13 protein-coding genes are annotated in these 20,755 nt (G+C 34.3%); 11 read left to right on the forward strand and 2 right to left on the reverse strand.

What is annotated here, in order from left to right:
- Window positions 1-102 precede the first annotated feature (102 nt).
- From E0W73_RS18485 to E0W73_RS18535, 11 genes are all read left to right on the forward strand, one after another.
- The gene (locus E0W73_RS18485; protein ID WP_135223519.1) at window positions 103-3,507 is read left to right on the forward strand and encodes a VIT domain-containing protein; all 3,405 of its coding nucleotides are present in this window, start codon (window positions 103-105) and stop codon (window positions 3,505-3,507) included.
- A gap of 138 nt (window positions 3,508-3,645) precedes the next feature.
- Window positions 3,646-4,623 (forward strand): ribosome small subunit-dependent GTPase A, encoded by a 978-nt coding sequence (gene rsgA, locus E0W73_RS18490; protein ID WP_135223520.1) that lies wholly within the window; start codon window positions 3,646-3,648, stop codon window positions 4,621-4,623.
- A 155-nt stretch (window positions 4,624-4,778) separates the two neighbouring features.
- Window positions 4,779-5,231, forward strand: coding sequence for a D-aminoacyl-tRNA deacylase (dtd, locus tag E0W73_RS18495; protein WP_135223521.1), 453 nt, complete (start codon window positions 4,779-4,781; stop codon window positions 5,229-5,231).
- Window positions 5,232-5,293: 62 nt separating this feature from the next.
- Window positions 5,294-7,204, forward strand: coding sequence for a DUF3857 domain-containing protein (locus E0W73_RS18500; RefSeq protein WP_135223522.1), 1,911 nt, complete (start codon window positions 5,294-5,296; stop codon window positions 7,202-7,204).
- 52 nt (window positions 7,205-7,256) lie between these two features.
- Window positions 7,257-9,260, forward strand: coding sequence for a DUF3857 domain-containing protein (locus tag E0W73_RS18505; protein ID WP_135223523.1), 2,004 nt, complete (start codon window positions 7,257-7,259; stop codon window positions 9,258-9,260).
- 100 nt (window positions 9,261-9,360) lie between these two features.
- Window positions 9,361-11,373 carry a DUF3857 domain-containing protein gene (locus E0W73_RS18510; protein WP_135223524.1) on the forward strand — a complete coding sequence of 671 codons (2,013 nt, stop codon included), beginning with the start codon at window positions 9,361-9,363 and terminating at the stop codon, window positions 11,371-11,373.
- Window positions 11,374-11,537: 164 nt separating this feature from the next.
- A complete protein-coding gene (locus tag E0W73_RS18515) occupies window positions 11,538-11,864 on the forward strand; it encodes a nucleotide pyrophosphohydrolase (protein ID WP_007811153.1) in 327 nt (108 codons plus the stop codon).
- Between the two features lie 98 nt (window positions 11,865-11,962).
- Window positions 11,963-13,192 carry a 3-phosphoshikimate 1-carboxyvinyltransferase gene (aroA, locus tag E0W73_RS18520; protein WP_135223525.1) on the forward strand — a complete coding sequence of 410 codons (1,230 nt, stop codon included), beginning with the start codon at window positions 11,963-11,965 and terminating at the stop codon, window positions 13,190-13,192.
- A gap of 393 nt (window positions 13,193-13,585) precedes the next feature.
- On the forward strand, window positions 13,586-14,635 hold the full coding sequence (queA, locus tag E0W73_RS18525) for a tRNA preQ1(34) S-adenosylmethionine ribosyltransferase-isomerase QueA (RefSeq protein WP_135223526.1): 1,050 nt from the start codon (window positions 13,586-13,588) through the stop codon (window positions 14,633-14,635).
- Window positions 14,636-14,956: 321 nt separating this feature from the next.
- Window positions 14,957-16,231: a kynureninase gene (gene kynU / locus E0W73_RS18530; protein ID WP_135223527.1), complete on the forward strand. Its 1,275-nt coding sequence runs from the start codon at window positions 14,957-14,959 to the stop codon at window positions 16,229-16,231.
- 430 nt (window positions 16,232-16,661) lie between these two features.
- Window positions 16,662-17,096, forward strand: coding sequence for a YMGG-like glycine zipper-containing protein (locus E0W73_RS18535; RefSeq protein ID WP_135223528.1), 435 nt, complete (start codon window positions 16,662-16,664; stop codon window positions 17,094-17,096).
- Between the two features lie 61 nt (window positions 17,097-17,157).
- On the opposite strand, the gene E0W73_RS18540 is transcribed toward E0W73_RS18535, so the two are convergent.
- Together E0W73_RS18540 and E0W73_RS18545 are read right to left on the reverse strand one after the other, a co-directional pair.
- Window positions 17,158-18,966 carry a hypothetical protein gene (locus E0W73_RS18540; RefSeq protein ID WP_135223529.1) on the reverse strand — a complete coding sequence of 603 codons (1,809 nt, stop codon included), beginning with the start codon at window positions 18,964-18,966 and terminating at the stop codon, window positions 17,158-17,160.
- Between the two features lie 232 nt (window positions 18,967-19,198).
- On the reverse strand, window positions 19,199-20,755 hold the full coding sequence (locus tag E0W73_RS18545) for a hypothetical protein (RefSeq protein WP_135223530.1): 1,557 nt from the start codon (window positions 20,753-20,755) through the stop codon (window positions 19,199-19,201).

Genomic DNA, 20,755 nt, shown 5'->3' on the forward strand with positions numbered 1-20,755 from the left:
AAAATTTCCTTATATCGTTTATATGGTTATTTTTTTACTCCTTCCCAACCTTTTGAAACTTTTTGTTCTCTATATCATTATACAACTTTAAAAATCTATGCCATGAAACCAAAATTGCTTTCACCAATGACATTATTTTCTCAAACAAGTTTCAAATTACTTCTTTGTTTCATGCTTTCTTTTGGGACTAAGGTTTTTGCTCAAAGTCCCGAACTCACAGTTAAAGGAGATGATGCCGAGAAAGTGCGAGTGAGCCAATTAAAAGTACATGTAAAAGTTGTTGGTAATATAGCTTATACGACGGCAGAAATGCATTTTTTCAATTCTGGAAATCGTCAGATGGAAGCAGAACTAATTTTTCCGTTACCAGAAAATGTTTCGGTTTCAAGATACGCAATTGACATTAACGGCAAATTGAGAGAAGCCGTTCCTGTAAACAAAAACAAAGGGAAACAAGTTTTTGAAGCTATCGAACACCGTCGAGTGGATCCAGGTTTATTGGAAAAAGTAGACGGGAATAATTTTAAAACGAGAATTTATCCGTTAATGCCAAACGGAGAACGAATTGTAGTGATTGGTTATGAAGAAGAGCTTTCGGCATCAGACAAAGATAATTTGGGGTATCAGTTTTTGAGCCGTTATCCTAAAAAGCTGGATAAGTTTGAGATTAATGTTTCGGTTTTGGGAGCGGCTGCACAACCGGCGGTAACTGGAGATTCTGAAAAAGAAATTGTTTTTTCTAAATGGAATCAGTCTTTTGAGGCCTCTATGAAAAAAGAAAATTACCAGCCTTCTGAAAAACTGCTTTTTAAGATTCCGATTCAGCAAAATATTCCGAGTATTGTAATGCAGAATGTTGGCGGACAATATTACTTCTACGGAAATGCTTTTGTGGATGGTGCGAATATGCCAAAGAAAACACCTAACTCAATCGGATTGATTTGGGATAATTCCTTGAGTTGTAAAAATCGGGATTTAAAAAAAGAATTGAACTTGCTTGAAGCTTATTTTCAAAAGATAAAAAACACAAAAGTGACATTGTATTTTCTAAATTATACTTTCGAAAAACAGAAAGAATTTGTGATTTCTAATGGAAACTGGTCTGAGTTAAAAAACGCTTTAGAAAAAACAAAATACGATGGAGGTACTCGTTTTTCACAAATCAATTTTGAAAATCAGAATGAATATTTATTCTTTTCTGACGGATTATCTTCGTTGAGTGAAAATGTCCTCCCAAAAACTAAAAAGCCTGTTTACGCAATTACATCTTCAGTCTCTGCTGATTTTGCTTTTCTGAATTACGCAACAATGCAAACTGGAGGAAATTTAATCAATCTAAATCAGATAAATTCTGAAACGGCTTTAGACAAATTGACGAATGTTAGTTTGAAGTTTTTGGGCATTCAAGAGAATCTTACTGTTACAGATTTGTTTCCGATGGCAGGAACTACAGTTTCAGGAAGTTTTAGTTTTTCTGGAATTTCCTTAAATCCAGAGAATGAAATTACACTGCTTTTTGGGTACGGGAATAAAGCTGTTTTAGAAAGAAAAATAGTTTTAGATGCGACAGTTCAAAACACGGCGGATATTAATGTAGAAAAACTTTGGGCACAAAAAAAGATAGCCAATCTTGAATTGCAGTACACAAAAAATGCAGATGAAATTGAACTTTTAGGAAAAAAATTCGGAATCGTGACCAAAAACACTTCGCTGATTGTTTTGGAAGACATTCGTGATTATATTTCGTATGATATTGTACCGCCGGCCGAACTTCGCGCCGAATTTGACCGCATTAAAAAACAGGAACAAGAGAGCCGACTTGCACAGCAGAAAAACAACTGGCAAAATATTGAGCATTATTTTAATGAATTAGACAGCTGGTGGACACAAAATATAAAATATGTAAAGCCAAAAGCTGTTACATCTAACATTGAAAATTCGAGAAGATCTAATAGTAATGCTACTAGTACAACTTTGCAAAGAAGTACAAATGTGAGAGAAGGTTTTGTTTCGGGAATTGTAGAGGATTCTCAAGGAATTGCTTTGCCTGGAGCTACCGTTGTTGTAAGAGGACAAAGACAAGGAGTTAGTACCGATTTTGATGGGAAATTTACCATTCAGGCTCCTGAAAACAGCGAACTTGTTGTTTCCTTTGTTGGTACAGAACCTGCTCGGTTTAATGTACGTAGAAACAACCTGGTTAGAGTCGTATTACGAGAACAGAATGCGCAGCTTGCAGAAGTGGTTGTTTCGAGTCCAAGAACAAGTAGAGCTGATCCAGATGCGGTTTTAACTGTTGATGAACCCGTTGCTCGCGCAAGAGCTGTTGAAGAAAGAGAGGAGAATAATAAAAGAATGGAAAAATCTTCTAAATTGGAAGAAGTTGTGGTAACGGCCTATGCAGCAACTGTTAAGAGAAAAAGCGTTACTGGTAGCATTCAAACCGTTTCGGCTAAGGATATTTCAGAAAATGAAGATATTTCGCAAGTTTTGGCAAATAAAGTTTCGGGAGTTGCTGTTAATAATGGAGAAGTTGCTAGTAGTGAAATGAGACAAGATACTTTAAATATAACTGAAGGATATGTGAATGATAATATTTCCGAAAACGAAACCAAAACTTGGAATCCGGATCGATTGTATTTAAAAGCTTTGGCATCGGCACCAAAAGAAAAGCAGTATGATTTGTATTTTGAACTTCGAAAATCAAACGAAAGAAATCCTAGTTTCTATTTTGATGTGGCCCATTTTTTCTACAATCAAGGCGATGTTAAAAAAGCATTGCTGATTATCAGTAATATTGCCGATTTAGGTTTAGAGAATCATCAGCTTTATAAAACCTTGACGTATACTTTACGACAATGGAAATCTTATAATGATGCAGTTTTTACAGCAGAACAAGTAGCAAAATGGAGAGCTCATGAACCGCAGAGTTTAAGAGATTATGCTTTGGCGCTTGAAGATGCCCAAAAATATCAGGAGGCATTCGACCAATTGATAAAATCGCTTGAAGTAAATTATTACGGCGAAATGAATGGACAATATCAAGGAGTAGAAGATATTATTCTGATGGATATCAATCGATTAGTTTCGGAACATTCTGAAATAAAAACAACCAAGCTCGATAAAAAATACCTTTCGAAATTGCCTGTTGATGTTAGAATTATCATGAACTGGAATTTAATGGATGTAGATTTAGATTTACATGTTATTGAGCCAACTGGCGAAGAGTGTTACTATGCTCACAAGACAACAGAGGCAGGCGCAAGATTTTCAAAAGATTTTACGCAAGGTTACGGACCAGAGCAATATTTAATTCGAAATGCTAGAAAAGGTAAATATCAAATCAAGACCAATTATTTTGGCGAAAGCGAATTGACAGAAAACGGCCCAGCAACAGTAATGGTTGAAATTTATACTACAAAAGCAGGAAAAGTTTCGAGAACTCTAAGAACAATTCAGTTAGGAAAAGTAAAAGAGAATGAAATTTTAGCCGAAATAACCTGGTAAAGTCTGTAAAGTAAAGATACTGTTTTCAAATTTAAAAGGCGAAATTGCGTTGTTCAATTCAAAAAACGTAATTTTGCCTTTTAAAATTTTTAGTTTTAAGAGCAATCTGAAATCTAAAATCAACAATCTAAAATTTGAATGACAGGAACCGTTTATAAATCTACAGGAAGCTGGTACACCGTAAAATCTGAAAACGGAGATTTTGTGGAATGCCGTATGAAGGGAAAATTCAGAATAAAAGGTATCAAAAGTACCAATCCTATTGCTGTAGGCGATATTGTAGATTATGAATTGGAGCAGACTTCTGATACTGTTACCGGAATGATTCATAACATTCACGAAAGAAAAAACTATATTGTTCGTAAATCGGTTAACTTGTCTAAGCAGATTCATATTATTGCTTCGAATATTGATCAGGTTTTTTTGTTGATTACAATAGATAATCCGCCAACTACTACCAGTTTTATAGACCGTTTTTTGGTTACTGCCGAAGCTTACGGAATTGAAGCTGTTCTGGTTTTTAATAAGATTGATACTTTAAATGATCAGACTTTAGACGATCAGCTTTATCTACAACACATTTACTCTGAAATTGGGTATAAATGTCTTCGAATTTCATCAACAGAAAATAAAGGAATTGACAAGTTAAAGGAAATGATGATTGGTAAAGTCAGTATGTTTTCTGGACACTCGGGTGTTGGAAAATCAACTTTAGTAAATGCGTTAGAGCCCAGCCTTCATTTAAAAACTTCGGTGATTTCAGAACAAAGCAAACAAGGGCAACATACTACTACTTTTGCCGAAATGTACGATTTGTCTTTTGATGCGCGAATTATTGATACGCCTGGAATCAAAGGTTTCGGAATCGTCGATATGGAACCATCAGAAATCAGTCATTATTTTCCGGAATTTTTCAGACTTCAGGATCAGTGCAAGTTTAATAATTGCTTGCATAAGGAAGAGCCGCATTGCGCCATTAAAGCCGCTTTAGAAAAAGACGAAATCGCTTGGTCTCGTTACAACAGTTACCTTAAAATCCTCGAAGGTGATGACGAGCATTACCGTACTGACATTTATGGTGAAGATCGTGCGGCGAGTGATGAAACGAGAAAGTAAAAAAATCCAATTTGAAAAATCCAAATTCCAAGTGAAAAATGGAACGTTTTATTTGTAGAGATGAACTGCAGTGCATCTAACAAAAAGAATTTAAATCTGTTTAATCCTTGTAATCTGTGGCTAATTAATTATGCTGCATTTAGATCAAAATAAAAATGAAAGTAGTTATCCAAAGAGTTTCAGAAGCATCTGTAACAGTTGAAGGCCAAAAAACAGCCGACATTAAAAAAGGTTTATTGGTTTTAGTTGGAATTGAAGATGCCGATACTCAGGAAGATATTGATTGGCTCGTCGGTAAAATCATTAAGATGAGAATTTTTGGAGACGAAAACGATGTTATGAACTGCTCGGTTCAAGATGTAGATGGCGATATAATTGTAGTAAGTCAGTTTACACTCCACGCTTCGACTAAAAAAGGAAACCGTCCTTCTTACATAAAAGCGGCCAAACCTGATTTTGCCATTCCGATGTATGAGAACTTTGTAAAGACGCTGGAAAATGAATTTCAGAAGAAAGTACAGACCGGAATTTTTGGTGCCGATATGAAAGTCAGCCTATTAAACGACGGTCCTGTAACGATTCTGATAGACAGCAAAAATAAAGAGTAAATAAAATAAACATTTGTTAAGAATTTCTAAAAATAATATATATTTGGAGAAATTACTTACTAATGAAAAGCCTTTATTACACACTTGTTTTTTTATTTTTTGTGCTATTTTCATATGCTCAGAAGAATAATTATACCATTTTAACCATTGCTGACAGTCTAAAAGAAAATGCGGATGCAGTAGTCCGTTTAGATCAGATGGATATTACGATTGCTTCTCAGCGAAGCATGAATTTGAAAATCCAAAGAGTGGTTACTGTTTTAAACGAAAAAGGGCAGAATCATATAGATGCGTACCAGCATTATGATAAATCAACTTCAATTAAAAATATAGAAGCCATAGTTTATGATGCTTTTGGTAACGAAATCAAGAAAATTAAGAAAAAAGATTTTAGAGACCAAAGTGCTGTAAGCGGCAGTACTCTTTTTTCAGATAACCGCGTTCTTTTTCTCGATTATACTCCAACTACCTATCCTTTTACTATTGTTTATACTAGTGAAGTCGAAACATCGAACACTGCTTTTATGCCAAGATGGACTTTTTTAGGAGGTTATTATGTGAGCGTCGAAAAATGTGTTTTGAATGTAAGTTTTCTCCATAATTTAGGATTCAAAAAGAAAGAATTTCAGTTTTCAGGTTTTAATATCCAAAAAACAGAAGATTCAGATACAAAACTTAGTTACACAGCTGCAAATATTGTTGCGCAAAAAAGAGAAGATTACAGTCCGTCATCAATCGATTTGTTTCCGTATGTAATGATGGGATTAGAGAAATTTCATCTTGAAGGTGTTGACGGAAATGCCACAACATGGGAAGCATTTGGAAAATGGTATAGCGATAAAATCTTAAACGGAACTACGACTCTGCCAGATGAGACAATAGCTAAAATAAAAGAGCTGGTAGGAACTGAAAAAGACCCGATTAAGAAAGCGAAAATTATTTATGATTTTGTGCAAAAGAAATCAAGATATGTTAGCATTCAGGTTGGAATCGGGGGCTGGAAACCTATGCTGGCATCAGATGTCGATCGTTTGGGATATGGAGATTGTAAAGCGTTAAGCAATTATACCAAGGCGCTTTTACAAGTTGTAGATGTGCCTTCGTACAACACAATTTTATATGGAGACTCTTATGATAAGTTGAGCATACAATCTGACTTTGTTTCGATGCAAGGAAATCATATGATTTTGGCTGTTCCGAACGGAAATGATTATGTATGGCTCGAATGCACCAGTCAAGATGATCCTTTTGGTTACCAAGGAACTTTTACGGATGATCGAAATGTTTTGGTAATAAAACCAGAGGGCGGCGAAATTGTAAGAACCAAAATTTATGAGGACAAAGGAAATATTCAAAAAGACAAAGGTGTATACACGCTAGACGAAAACGGTAATTTTTCAGGATCTCTTTCTATTATTTCAGAGGGGTCACAATATAGCCATAGAACGAGAGTAGAACATTTGCAGCCTACCGAAAAAGAAAAGCATTATAAAAATTACTGGGAGAACATTAATAACCTAAAACTGGGAAAAATCAGTTTGACAAATGACAAAGAAAACATTCGTTTTACAGAAGATTTGCTGTTGAGTGCCACTGGTTATGGCGCAATTTCTGGAAACAAGATGATTTTTGTGCTTAATTCATTTAACCAGACCAAAGGGAATGTAAAAAGAATCAGAAACAGAAAAAATCCTTTTGAAATTCAAAGAGGATATTTAGATACAGATGAAATCGAGGTAAATCTTCCTGCTGGTTATGCAGTAGAATTTCTTCCTTCGAATTATGAATTAAAAGGAAAGTTCGGCGAATATAAAACGGAAGTCATTAAAAATGCAGATAACAAAATAACGTATAAGAGGTCAATGTTTATTGCCAAAGGAAGATATTCAAATAAAGAATATGATGAGTATCGTTTGTTTATGGAACAGATTTCGAAGAATGATAATGCAAAGGTCATATTAACCAAGATATAACCAAAAGACCAGAAGTAAACCAAAAAAATAAACCAACCAAACCAAAATCAAAATGAAAACCGTTAAACTATTCAGCTTGACAGTTCTTGTGCTGATTATTTCTAAAGTACATGCGCAGGAATTTAAACTAGGAAAAGTATCAATTGCAGAGCTTGAGCAAAAAAATCATCCGAAAGATTCTTCAGCGGCAGCAGCTATTCTCTATAATAAAGGAATATGTAGACTCGAATTTGATCAAAACGAAGGTTTTTGCATGGTGACAGATGTAGAAACTCGTATTAAAATTTATAAAAAAGAGGGGTATGATTGGGCTAATCAAAAGGTTTGGTACTACAATAATACGTTAAATGAAAAAGTACTTTTTTCAGATGCCGTTACTTACAATTTGGTGAATAACAAAATAGAAAAGACGAAGCTGAAAACTGATGGGGTTTTTGACGAAGTACTTTCAAAATATAGAGCTCAAAAAAAGATTACAATGCCAAATGTCAAAGAAGGTTCTGTAATCGAATTTCGATATACAATAAAGTCCTCTACTAATTTTATGATTCGAGAATGGGATTTTCAGACTTCTATTCCTGTAAATTATTCGGAGTTTAAAGTTTTGTATCCAGAATATTACGTTTTTAAGCCAAGACAAAAAGGATTTGTATTTCCAAAAATTGCAACGACAACAAGAACAAAATCTATTGTTGTTACAAGTACAATAGTTGGATTTATGAATCAAACTGAAACTCGAAAGGAAGAAGTAAATTATATAGAAACAGAGACAACTTATACAGCACACGACTTTCCAGCATTAAAAGATGAGAACTATGTTAATAATATTAATAACTATCGTGCAAGTATAGAACATGAATTGTCATTTGTTCAGTTTCCAAACAAGCCAATCAAAGAATATTCGACAGACTGGAATTCGGTTGTGAGAAGAATTTATGAATATGAAGATTTTGGGCTAGAATTAAACAAGACAGGATATTTCGAAGAAGATCTCAATAAAATATTAGCTGCAACCAAAACAACAGACGAAAGAATGCTAGCTATTCTAAATCATGTAAAGTCGAATGTGAAATGGAATGGAGTTAACGGATACGGCTGCGATAATGGAGTTAAGAAAGCTTATAAAGAAAAATCAGGAAATGTTGCAGATATTAACTTAATGCTGATCGCAATGCTCCGTTATTCTGGATTGACTGCAAACCCCGTGTTAGTAAGTACACGTTCCAATGGAGTTGCTTTTTTTCCAAGCATAAATGCTTTTAATTATGTTATAGTAGCTGTAGAAACCCCAGATGGAGATGTTTTGCTAGATGCGACAGATAAATATTCAATTCCTAATGTGCTTCCTATGAGAACTTTGAACTGGGTGGGGAGATTAATAAGAAATGATGGGACTTCTAGAGAGATTGATTTAATGCCAAAAAGAACATCCAGCGATATTGTCTTTATAAATTATACTATAGATTCTGAAGGGAAAATAGCGGGACAAACAAGAAGACAATGTTCGGATTATAATGCAATGATATCACGAGAAAATTTCGAAAAATTAAAAGAAGACGAATATTTAGAAAAACTTGAAAACAATAGCGGAAAAATTGAAGTAAGTGAGTACTCAAGAATGAATGAAAAAGATTTATTAGCTCCTATTATTGAGACATATTCATTTAAAGGAGATAATCTGTGTGAAGTAATGGGGGGTAAAATTTATATAAATCCTATGTTGTTTTTTACACAGCATAAAAATCCGTTTAAGCAAGAAGTTAGACAATATCCGGTAGATTTTGGCTTCCCATTTTTAAATAAATATAATATAACGATTAAAATTCCGGACGGATTTACAATAGATACACTTCCAAAAGCAACAGTTTACAATATGCAGAACAATACTGGGAGTTTCAAGTTTAATATTGTTGCAGAGGAAAATATTTTACAATTAAGTATAGTACATCAAATTAACAAGGCTATTGTTAGTAGCGATGAATATGAAATGTTAAAAGACTATTACAAAGGAATGATTGCAAAACAAACAGAGAAGATAGTTCTAAAAAGGATCTAGTATGTTTGGCAGATTTCTCTTGAGCAGTCTAAACAAACACAAACGTAGAATAACCTAGATATATCAACCAAAAAATAAACCAACCAAACCAAAATCAAAAATGAAAACCGTTAAACTATTCAGCTTGACAGTTCTTGTGCTGATTATTTCTAAAGTACATGCGCAGGAATTTAAACTAGGGAAAGTATCAATTGCAGAGCTCGAGCAAAAAATGCATCCGAAAGATTCTTCAGCGGCAGCAGCAATCCTGTACAAAAAAGGATATTCCAAAATCGAGTACAACGAAACAGATGGATTCGTACTCAATACAGAAGTAGAAACAAGAATCAAGATTTATAAGAATGACGGTTATGAATATGCTAATCAAGTTGTTCCGTATTATTTTGACGGGAATGTTCGAGAAACAGTTAGTTTTTCAGATGCTTACACCTACAATATCGTTAATGGAAAAGTTGAAAAGGTAAAAGTAAAAAGTGACGGTGTTTTTGATGAAACAGTAAACAAATACCGAGGACGAAAAAAACTGACTTTTCCGAATGTAAAAGAAGGGTCTATATTAGAATACAAATATAATGTTCGAACAAAAAATATCAGCTGGATGCCCGATTGGGAATTTCAAGAGGAGGTACCCGTAAATTATTCTCAGTTTACAACACATGTTCCTGAATATTATGTTTTTAACATAAGACAGAAAGGCTATATTTTTCCAAAATCTACTGTAGAGAAAATCAATAAAAGTATAACATTTACAGAAAAAGAAAGGTCAAATGGCGGTGTTACACAGACTTCATACAACACCAGCAAAGTCGATTATATCGAGACTAGAACGACGTATCTTCTAGAAAATATACCTGCTATGAAATCAGAAGATTTTGTAAATAATATCAATAATTACAGATCGAGTCTTGAGCAGGAATTATCGGTAATCAAATATCCAAATGCTCCTGTCAAAGTGCTTTCGCATGATTGGGAGTCGGTTGCCAAAACAATTTACGATTACGACAGTTTTGGTGCTGAACTAAATAAATCGGGTTATTTTGAAGATGAATTGAAACCATTGTTAGCGAATGCAAAATCAGATGATGAAAAAATTCTGGTTGTCTTAAATTTTGCAAAATCAAAAGTAAAATGGAATGATTTTATGGGCTACAGTTGCGAAAAAGGAGTTAAGAAAGCTTATAAAGAAAAATCAGGAAATATTGGAGATATCAATTTGATGCTGACCGCCATGCTTCGTTTTGCAGGATTAAATGCAAGTCCGGTATTGGTAAGTACACGTTCTAACGGAATTTCGATTTTTCCGAACAGAACTGCTTTTAATTATGTTATCGCAGCTGCCGATACGCCAAACGGGAGAGTTCTTTTGGATGCTTCCGACAAATTTTCGGCGCCAAACATTCTTCCGTTCAGAACATTAAACTGGCACGGGAGATTGATAAGAAAAGATGGATCTTCTGAGGATATCGATTTGATTCCGAAAAAGAATTCGAACGAAATTGTTTTCATGACTTACGACATCGCACCAGAAGGAAAAGTTACAGGCAAAATCAGAAGACAATGTACAGATTACAGAGCTTTTAGCGCAAGAGCCACCGTAGACGGAGTAAAGGAAGAAGATTATCTTGAAAAACTAGAAAATAAAAACAGCAAAATAGAAATCAGCGAATACAAACTTACGAATGATAAAGATATTCTGCTGCCAACAATAGAATCATATTCTTTTACAGGAAATGATTTATGCGATGTCATCGGTGGGAAAATTTACATTAACCCGATGCTGTTTTTTGCCAACGAAAAAAATCCTTTCAAACAAGATGCACGAGAATATCCGGTTGATTTTGGTTTTCCATTCATGGATAAATTCAATATCACAATAAAGATTCCTGAAGGCTATGCTGTAGAGAGTCTTCCATCATCTTCTGCAATGAATATGCAAAACAATGTAGGCAGTTTTAAATTTCATCTAGGCGCAACAGACAATGTGTTGCAATTAAATGTGGTAAACCAGATTAACGAAGCCATCATTACCACAGAGCAATACGAAATGCTAAAGAATTACTATAAAGGAATTGTTGATAAGGAAACTGAAAAGATAGTTTTGAAGAAAATTTAAGCATTAGAACTTAATATTTAGCATCGGAACAAAATTCAATTTAACGGCCTAAAGGAAATTAATAATAGTATTTTTGCAGCAGAGGATTATCGAAGGTCTTGAAGATGTTTTTCAAAAGATAAATGATAGTCCAAATCAGAAAAATAGTTTTAAAAGCTTAGAAAATGAATTTGAAAAATGCACAACTAGACGTTGATACTTGGATTAAAGAACACGGAGTTCGTTACTTTAACGAATTGACCAATATGGCACAACTTACAGAAGAAGTAGGCGAAGTTGCCCGAATTATTGCCCGTCGTTACGGAGAACAATCTGAAAAAGAAAGTGATAAAAACAAAGATTTGGGAGAAGAATTGGCCGATGTTGTTTTCGTGGTTTTATGTTTGGCCAATCAAACGGGTATCGATTTACAGGCGGCTTTTGACAAAAAAATGGATTTAAAATCGGTTAGAGATAAAGATCGTCACAAAAACAATGATAAATTGAAATAATTGTGAAATTTCAGTCCGAATTTTGATTTACGGACGAGGAGTGGTAAATTGCACGCTTGGATTATCTTACTCATAATTCGCAACTCATAACTAATATCATGAATTTAAAATTAACGACGAATTCACCATTCACCATTGATGATTCGCAACTCAATATTACAGGTTCTAAAAGCGAAACCAACCGTTTATTATTACTAAAAGCCTTATTTCCAAACATTACTTTAGCCAATACTTCAAACTCAGATGATAGCGAAGTAATGCAGAAAGCTTTGGCTGGAAACGACGAAATTGTTGACATTCACCACGCCGGAACTGCAATGCGTTTTCTTACGGCTTATTTTTCGGTTAACGAAGGAAGAGAAGTTGTTCTAACTGGTTCTAGCAGAATGCAGGAGCGTCCGATTAAAATTTTGGTTGAAGCCTTGGCGCAATTAGGTGTAGAGATTTCATATGAAAAAAATGAAGGTTATCCGCCAATCCGAATTAAAGGGAAAAAAGTTACCGCTTCAAAAGTAAAGCTGGCGGCAAATGTAAGCAGTCAGTATATTTCAGCACTTTTGTTAGTAGCTTCTAAATTAGATAATGGTTTAGAACTAACTTTAGAAGGAGAAATCACTTCGATTCCGTACATCAAAATGACTTTGTCTTTACTGAATGATTTAGATATCAAGACAAGTTTTGAAGGAAACGTAATCAAAGTTTTTCCTAAAGAATCAGTTGATTCAAAAGAAATGGTTGTAGAATCAGACTGGAGCTCGGCTTCTTATTTCTTTAGTTTAGTTGCTTTATCAGAATCTGCAAAAATTACTTTGAGCAGTTATAAAGAAAACAGCCTTCAGGGAGATTCTGAATTAGTTTCTCTTTATGAAAAAATGGGCGTAAAAACGACTTTCCAAAACAATAAAATGACTTTGGAAAAAGTAACTGGGTTTAATTATCAGGATGTAAATTTTGAACTGAACAATACTCCGGATATCGCACAAACCATTGTTGTAACTTGCTTAGGTTTAGGAATAGGATGTCACTTAACCGGTCTTCATACCTTAAAAATCAAAGAAACCGATAGATTAGAAGCTTTAAGAATTGAGCTGACAAAATTAGGAGCGAATATTTCTGTAACCAATGACAGTCTGACTTTAGAGCGTTCGGGAGCTATTAACCATGATGTGCATATTGCAACCTACAACGATCACCGTATGGCAATGGCGTTTGCACCTTTGGCAATCAAAGTTCCAATTATTATTGATGATGCAGAAGTAGTTTCTAAATCATACCCAGATTTCTGGAATGATTTAAAAGCGTTAAACTTTCAAATTTCAGAATTGTAAAATTTTTTGAACCATATAAGTTATTTAAGTTACTTTAGACGAGGAACTTAATAGAATATAGTTACAAGCCTCTGGTTTCTGTCAGAGGTTTTTTTATGCGTATTCAAAAGTAAACTCGACAGTTTTTTTAAAACCTGTCGAGTTTTGGCAACTGATAGATATCAAAACCTTTATCACTTTGCAACTTTGTCACTTTTTAAATGAACTTAAATAACTTATATGGTTCAAAAAAAACATTTTTAATGGTTCTGAAAACCTCACAAAATCAAGGACTTTTGAAAATAAACGTCAAAACACTTGACAACGCCTATCTCACAATCGTATATTTGCATCCGATTAAAAATTTTGGATAATTAAGTCTAAAATAGATATTTAAAAATCTACAATTCAAATATGAAATTATCACACTTCAATTTCAATTTACCAAAAGAACTTTTAGCTGAATTTCCGGCAGAGAACAGAGACGAATCTCGCTTAATGGTAATTGACCGTCAAAAAAACACTATCGAACACAAAATGTTTAAAGACGTTATCAACTATTTTGATGACGGAGACGTTTTGATTCTTAATAATACAAAAGTTTTCCCTGCACGTTTGTACGGAAACAAAGAAAAAACGGGTGCTAGAATTGAAGTTTTCTTGTTAAGAGAATTAAACTCTGAGCAAAGACTTTGGGATGTTTTAGTAGATCCTGCTAGAAAAATCCGTATTGGTAACAAACTTTATTTTGGTGACGACGATTCGCTTGTTGCTGAGGTAATCGACAACACAACTTCTCGTGGAAGAACTTTACGTTTCTTATACGATGGGTCTTACGAAGAATTCAGAAACAAATTGACAGAACTTGGAGAAACTCCAATTCCGAAATACATCAACAGAGATGTTACTCCTGAAGATGCAGAAAGATACCAAACTATTTATGCAAAAGAAGAAGGAGCTGTAGCAGCCCCAACTGCTGGTCTACACTTTTCGAAACACCTTTTGAAAAAATTAGAAATCAAAGGAGTAAACTTTGCTGAGGTGACTCTGCACGTAGGTTTAGGAACTTTTAACCCAGTTGAGGTGGAAGATTTATCTAAACACAAAATGGATTCTGAGGAATTGATTATTACTCAAGCTGCTTGTGATATCGTAAACGAAGGAAAAGCAAAGAAAAAACGTATTTGTGCTGTAGGAACAACTTCTATGCGTGCAATTGAAAGTTCTGTTTCTTCTGCAAACACATTAAATCCTTACGAAGGATGGACAAATAAATTTATTTTCCCTCCTCACGATTTCAGTATTGCAAACTGTATGATTACAAACTTCCACACACCAAAATCAACATTATTGATGATGATTTCTGCTTTCTGTGGACACGATCTAATGAAAAAAGCATACGAAGAAGCAATCAAAGAAGGATACAAATTCTATTCTTACGGAGATGCGATGTTAATTCTTTAATTAGAATTTATAATATAAAAAAGACCCGACGAGTTTTTGTAGACTTGTCGGGTCTTTTGTTTTTAATGGTTTCAGGTTTCAAGTTTGATTCTCAGTGCGAAATTTAACCAAAAAGTTCGCAAGGTTTTTTTCCACTTTTGTGTTTACCAAATGTAAAAAAGAACGCAAAGCTTTGCGAATTTTGCGTTTGTAAATGTTAACTAAATAAAAAAACTTTGCGAACCTTGCGGTTAAAATCACACAAAGTATTTCAACTTGAAACTTTAAACTTGAAACAAAACAAACAAAAATTGTTATTTTAGCAGGCAAAACAATAGCACAATGACTTTTCAAAATACACGCGAATTTGCACGAGAGCTAGATTCAAAAGACACATTAAGCCATTATCAGGAACAATTTATTTTTCCAAAAGTAAATGATAAACGAGTTATCTATTTTACAGGAAATTCTTTAGGATTACAGCCAAAACGCACCAAAGCTTATATAGACGAAGTAATAAATGATTGGGCAGAATTGGCTGTTGAAGGTCATTTTTACGCCGAAAAACCTTGGTGGGATTATCAAGAAAGATTTTCGGAGCCATTGAGCAAAATTGTAGGTGCTCTCCCGTCTGAAGTTACGGTCATGAATACTTTGACGGTAAATCTTCATTTGTTAATGGTTTCCTTTTATCAGCCAACTAAAACACGATATAAAATTATCTGCGAAGAAAAAGCCTTTCCATCCGATCAATATATGTTTCAGAGTCAGGTAAATTTTCATGGTTACAAACCTGAAGATGCGATTGTAGAAATTAAACGTCGCGAAGGCGAGCATAATATCCGCTTAGAAGATGTTTTAGCTAAAATTGAAGAAGTGGGAGACGAGCTAGCGTTAGTTTTAATCGGTGGTGTAAACTACTATACGGGACAGGTATTCGATATAAAAGCCATAACGGCAGCGGGGCAAAAAGCTGGAGCAAAAGTAGGTTGGGATTTAGCACATGCAGCAGGAAATATCAAATTAGAACTTCACGACTGGAATGTAGATTTTGCCGCCTGGTGCAGTTATAAATATATGAACTCAGGTCCTGGAAATGCATCGGGCTGTTTTGTTCACGAAAGACATCACAATTCCAATCTGCCAAGATTTGCAGGATGGTGGGGACACAATAAAGAACGACGTTTTAAAATGGAACCAAATTTTGATCCAGTTCACGGAGCAGATGGATGGCAGATTAGTAATCTTCCTGTTCTTTCTCTAGCACCTTACTTGGCTTCGGTAGAAATGTTTGCAGAGGTCGGAATGGATGCACTTATTAAAAAACGAGATCATATTACTTCTTATCTAGAATTTATTCTTCATGAAATCGACAAAGAAGTTTCGGGCAATTTTGAAGTAATTACTCCTTCAAATCCAGAAGAAAGAGCTTCGCAATTATCTGTTTTTCTTCATGGAGAAGGAAGAAGTCTTTTTGATTATTTAATGAAAAACGGAGTGATTACAGATTGGCGTGAACCGAATGTAATTCGTCTGGCACCCGTTCCTTTATATTGCTCTTATGAAGATATGTACGATTTTGGACAGATTTTGAAAAAAGGAATTTTAGGGAAGTAAATTATTTAAAGCAGATTTTGCAGATTCTAGCAGATTTAAAATGATTTCTATAAATAATCTGCGAACATCTGCTTAAATCTTTTTAAATCTGCGTGAAAAAATCTTTAACCATAAAATTTGTCATTTCGAGGAACGAGACTCGAGCGATAGCGAATAGGCGAAGCAAATCACACTAGAAACTCCACAAAGTAAAACCCAATCTGTGTCGAATCCCGCGTGTGATTTCTCCTTTCAGTCGAAATGACAAACTGTGTGGAAACTTTGCATCTTAGCGTCTTTGAGTGATTAATTTCATTCAGCTTGGTAAATAAAATTTAGCACGAAACAAACAAAAACCTCCTAATCTTATAAACTTTAAAAAAAATTCTGTAATAACTAATATAGCAGATATTCTGTAATTTGTAGTGTATAATTTTTAAATATTACGATCATGAAAGGCTTCTATATTTTATTCGCAGCTATAATTTTTGCTTCTTGTCAAAACCAGAGCAAAGAGGATATTAACAAAGCCAAACAAGCCAGTATTGATTCTATGAAAGTTGAGATTAACAAACAACGTGTTATCGATTCGATGAAGACTGAAATGGCGAAGATGAAAGAAGAACAGCAAGTTGAATCTCAAAAAGAAAAAGTTGTTGTCGTGCATCAGCAGGCCGCAAACGGCAATACTGCTACAACAACTACCAAAAAGAAAGGATGGAGTGCAACTGCTAAAGGTGCTGTAATTGGAGCTGGAGTTGGTGCCGCTACTGGAGCAATCGTCAGTAAAAGAAAGGGCGAGGGAGCCGTTATTGGTGGTTTAGCCGGAGCTGCTTTAGGAACTGGAACAGGTGCTGTTATCGACAGCAAAAAGAAAAAAGAATAGAAATTAATAACACGATCTATAAAAGAACCCCGATTCGGAATTTCCAAATCGGGGTTTTGTGTTAAGCCATTTCCATTGTTGGAATTTTAATGGAATTCAGTTCTGATTGATACTTATCAAATTGCATTTTTATTTTTTCTTTTTCAGTTTCGAAATAAGAAGTTGACGAAAGTAAGTTTTGATAGTACTCGATTCCTTCTAAAATATTGGTTTTAAAAGAATTCCACTTTTTAAGCTGGTTATTCGTTATTTCTCCAGAAATAGTTTCAATTTCATTCCTGAAATAATCCACATACATTTTTAATTCCTTTACGAATAAATTCGGACGTTCGGTTCTTAAAACCGATTTTCCCTGATAAATATGCTGGATCATGTCTTTTAAAGAAACTTCCTGATCAAAATAAGCTAAGTTTGGTCCTGGGCAAATTACTACGCCTTGAGCCTGACCTTTTATTTTGATGTCGTTTTCAAGATAAGAAGCATTGGCTAAACCAACACACAAACAAGATTTCTCTGTTATTTTGATTTTGCTTTTTTCAAATTCTTCTGCCGATAAAGTGTCTTTGCTGCTTTCTAATGCTGCAAGTTTAATATCTTGATATTTTTTTGATGCGGTGCAGATGCCGTGCGGATCGTATTCTTTGCTCAAAGCCAAAAACTTCTTCGGACAAGAGCTTCCGGCTTTGTTTTCCTGAATTCTTTTTTGTTTTAAAAACTCGTTTGATGTGCCTTTCAATGTATTAAACGGAACTCCCAATGGTGAAATATTGCTCAAATAAAAATCGTCTTCTTTGGCTTTCATTAATAAATTACGAGTTTCTTGGTCTACAGAGGTAGCTTCTGGAACTAGTAAAAAAGGAGACCCCCAGCCAACCGAATCCACTTTGTATTCGTCTAAAAGAAATTCATGTTCTTCGGCAGTTCCAACACCGCCCTGAACCGTGATTTTCAAGTCTAATGGTTTTTCAGGAAAGATTTGATTTTTTAGCTGTAACGCTTTAATCATTAAATCATGTGCCGATTGCACTAATTGTTCTTTTTTCTGTTTGAATTCTTCTAAAATAGTGCCTAAAAGAAGTCCGTCAGTAGCAAAAGCGTGCCCACCGCAGTTTAATCCTGATTCGATTCGGTATTCTGACACCCAAAGTCCTTTTTTTGCTAAAAAGTTGCCTTGAATCATGGCCGATCTAAAATCGCTTACTTTTAGAATAATTTTCTTTTTGAGTTCGTTTTTCTCATTCGGAAAAAAGGCAGCAAAATTTTCAAAGTAACCAAACAATCTCGGATTCATTCCGGCTGAAAGTACAACAGATGATTCTAGATTGCTATTAGCAAAACCTCTCAAAGCGGCATGAGCATCATTAAATTCAGTAGGAAGTTGTTCGTTTTTTACGAAATTATCTTTGTCCAATTTTGTCATGATGTTCACATCGATTTCTCCAGGAAAAAGATGTGATTCGATGTACTGCTGGATATTTTCTTTGAAAGAAATTCCGTCATCCAATAAGTTCTGAAAACCTTTTTTTATGTCAGAAGTGTTTGGAAGCATTGACATAAAATTTTCTAGTGCAGTTTTGCTCTCAGCTAATTCGGTTTTAAAATTTTCGAATTTTTCTTTTACAATTTTGTCAACTAAATTTAGATAAGAAGTAATCCTTTCGGCGCGGTAATCGTGAAATTTCTGTGTGATTTCTTCGTAAGGGATATTGAATTTAGTGCTATAAAAATTACGCATCTTTTCAATCAAATCGTCATCGGCTAGAGCGATAACAGACGAAATCCCGTATTGCGCCACCCGAATCGGACTGTCTATCGTGTACGCAAGACCCATTACCGGAATATGAAAAGTGTGTAAAGGTGTTTTTGTCATTTGTCTTTCAATTAAAATAAAGACAAATATTGAAAAAAGGATTTTTCTAAAACCTGACAATTGTCAGGTTTTTTAGATTGGTTGCCACGAATTGCGCAAATTTTCACGAATTAAATATTTTTTTGCCACAGATTATTAGCGATTAAAATGATTTAATCCATATAATCATTTCAATCTGTGGCAACTTAAAAGAAATTAGTGAAAATTAGTGTAATTCGTGGCGAGTAAAAAATCATATCAAAATCTTCTTCAAAGATTCCGCTATACTTCGCCATAAAAAGTTGTAAAAAGATTTTTCTTCGATTCTTTCGACTTCGACATCAGCGGTTTTGGCTTTGTCTTTCGAATCGTTTTTTACCAGTAAATTTGCAATTGCGCTTTTAAGTTTAGCTTCTTTTTCAGGTTTTTTCTTTTTGAATAATTTCACTTTCAGGTCGTCATAATCTAAAGAAGCATTTCCTTTTGAAATATTATCATTTCCATAAAAGTTAAAACGGTATTTATGGAAAACGCCTGTAAACGAAGCATTCATATAAGGTTTGCTGAATCTTTGCATTGCCCGTACATCAAAATTTGAAATCACGCCCTGGATATGAAAACTGTCGTTTTTGTCCAAAACATTAAAACTCCAGTCAACATTAAGAGGTGAAGTTTTCATGAAAATGGTGTTTATTTTGATTTTTACATCATCAGTTTTTTTGAGGCCAAAACCACTTCGCAGATTGGTTGCCTGCAAGTTGAATTTATCAAAAGTTAAAACTCCCGGCCCTTTAGAAAAATCAATCTCTTCTTCGTAGACCAATTTTGATTTTAGAACCTGTAAAGTGTCAATCTGCAACGGAAATTTGATGTTGCGTAATAAATGATTGTAAAGGTATTTTTTGCTCAAATCGTCTTTTGGCATTTTTCCTCGATAGATGTTCGCATCGAAATGATTTAGGACAATCGAATTTGTCTTAAAGAAAAAACGATCGTTCTTAAAACCCCAGTCCATTTTCTGTATACTGGCAGAATCGACTTTTAGAGTGTAAATGTCTTTTTCCTTGTCTAAACGACGAATAAATTCGGGTCTGTTGAATTGAGGTAAATAAGCAAAATTATTCACCTTCAAAAAATTATTTTCAGTACTTATTTTGCCAATAGTCAAATGATAGAATGGGCTAGTACGATAAAACAAGCTATCAATCACCAAAGCATATTTTTCGTATCGAATCGGAATTTTTTCTTTTAAGGTGGCGTCGGTAATTAGGATTCCTTCCAGTTTCAAAATGATTTTTTTAGCACTTAGAATCGGTTTTTCACTGTCCAAAGAAACGACATCGACAGTTCCTTCGTTGAGATAAATATTTGAAACTGCAATTATTTTTCTAAAAGGTTCTATAATTTCTGTCTTGATACTTTTGCTGTTATTCAGAAGTTTTTCGCCTTTTTTATATAGAATCACACGAGGTTTGTTTATAATGATGCTTTCTGCTTGAATAACATCTCTAAAAGCCAAGTCCCAGATATTAAAATGCCTTATTGTTACTGATTCAATTTTTGCAAACAATCCGTTTTTGCTGTCCTTCGGCTGATTTTTTGGATGCACCAGTAAGGTCTGGGCGTAGATGTTTTGCGAGAAAAGAGAAACCTCAATTTTTTCGTAATTGATGTTATATGCTGTATTGTTTTTTTCGTGTATAATGATTGGTAATTGTTTTTTTATCCAATAATTGAGTCCTGCATTAATCAGAATCAAAAAAGTGAAGACGGAAATTATGACAATCGCTATTTTTTTGTATACAGACAT

It is taken from the genome of Flavobacterium foetidum, assembly GCF_004634245.1.
In the GTDB taxonomy this organism is placed as follows: Bacteria; Bacteroidota; Bacteroidia; order Flavobacteriales; family Flavobacteriaceae; genus Flavobacterium; species Flavobacterium foetidum.

Coding starts and splice junctions, on each gene's coding strand:
- queA (WP_135223526.1), top strand. CDS start 13,586: ATGAAATTATCACACTTCAATTTCAATTTACCAAAAGAACTTTTAGCT.
- rsgA (WP_135223520.1), top strand. CDS start 3,646: ATGACAGGAACCGTTTATAAATCTACAGGAAGCTGGTACACCGTAAAA.
- E0W73_RS18505 (WP_135223523.1), top strand. CDS start 7,257: ATGAAAACCGTTAAACTATTCAGCTTGACAGTTCTTGTGCTGATTATT.
- E0W73_RS18535 (WP_135223528.1), top strand. CDS start 16,662: ATGAAAGGCTTCTATATTTTATTCGCAGCTATAATTTTTGCTTCTTGT.
- E0W73_RS18540 (WP_135223529.1), bottom strand. CDS start 18,966: ATGACAAAAACACCTTTACACACTTTTCATATTCCGGTAATGGGTCTT.
- kynU (WP_135223527.1), top strand. CDS start 14,957: ATGACTTTTCAAAATACACGCGAATTTGCACGAGAGCTAGATTCAAAA.
- E0W73_RS18500 (WP_135223522.1), top strand. CDS start 5,294: ATGAAAAGCCTTTATTACACACTTGTTTTTTTATTTTTTGTGCTATTT.
- aroA (WP_135223525.1), top strand. CDS start 11,963: ATGAATTTAAAATTAACGACGAATTCACCATTCACCATTGATGATTCG.
- E0W73_RS18545 (WP_135223530.1), bottom strand. CDS start 20,755: ATGTCTGTATACAAAAAAATAGCGATTGTCATAATTTCCGTCTTCACT.
- E0W73_RS18510 (WP_135223524.1), top strand. CDS start 9,361: ATGAAAACCGTTAAACTATTCAGCTTGACAGTTCTTGTGCTGATTATT.
- dtd (WP_135223521.1), top strand. CDS start 4,779: ATGAAAGTAGTTATCCAAAGAGTTTCAGAAGCATCTGTAACAGTTGAA.
- E0W73_RS18485 (WP_135223519.1), top strand. CDS start 103: ATGAAACCAAAATTGCTTTCACCAATGACATTATTTTCTCAAACAAGT.
- E0W73_RS18515 (WP_007811153.1), top strand. CDS start 11,538: ATGAATTTGAAAAATGCACAACTAGACGTTGATACTTGGATTAAAGAA.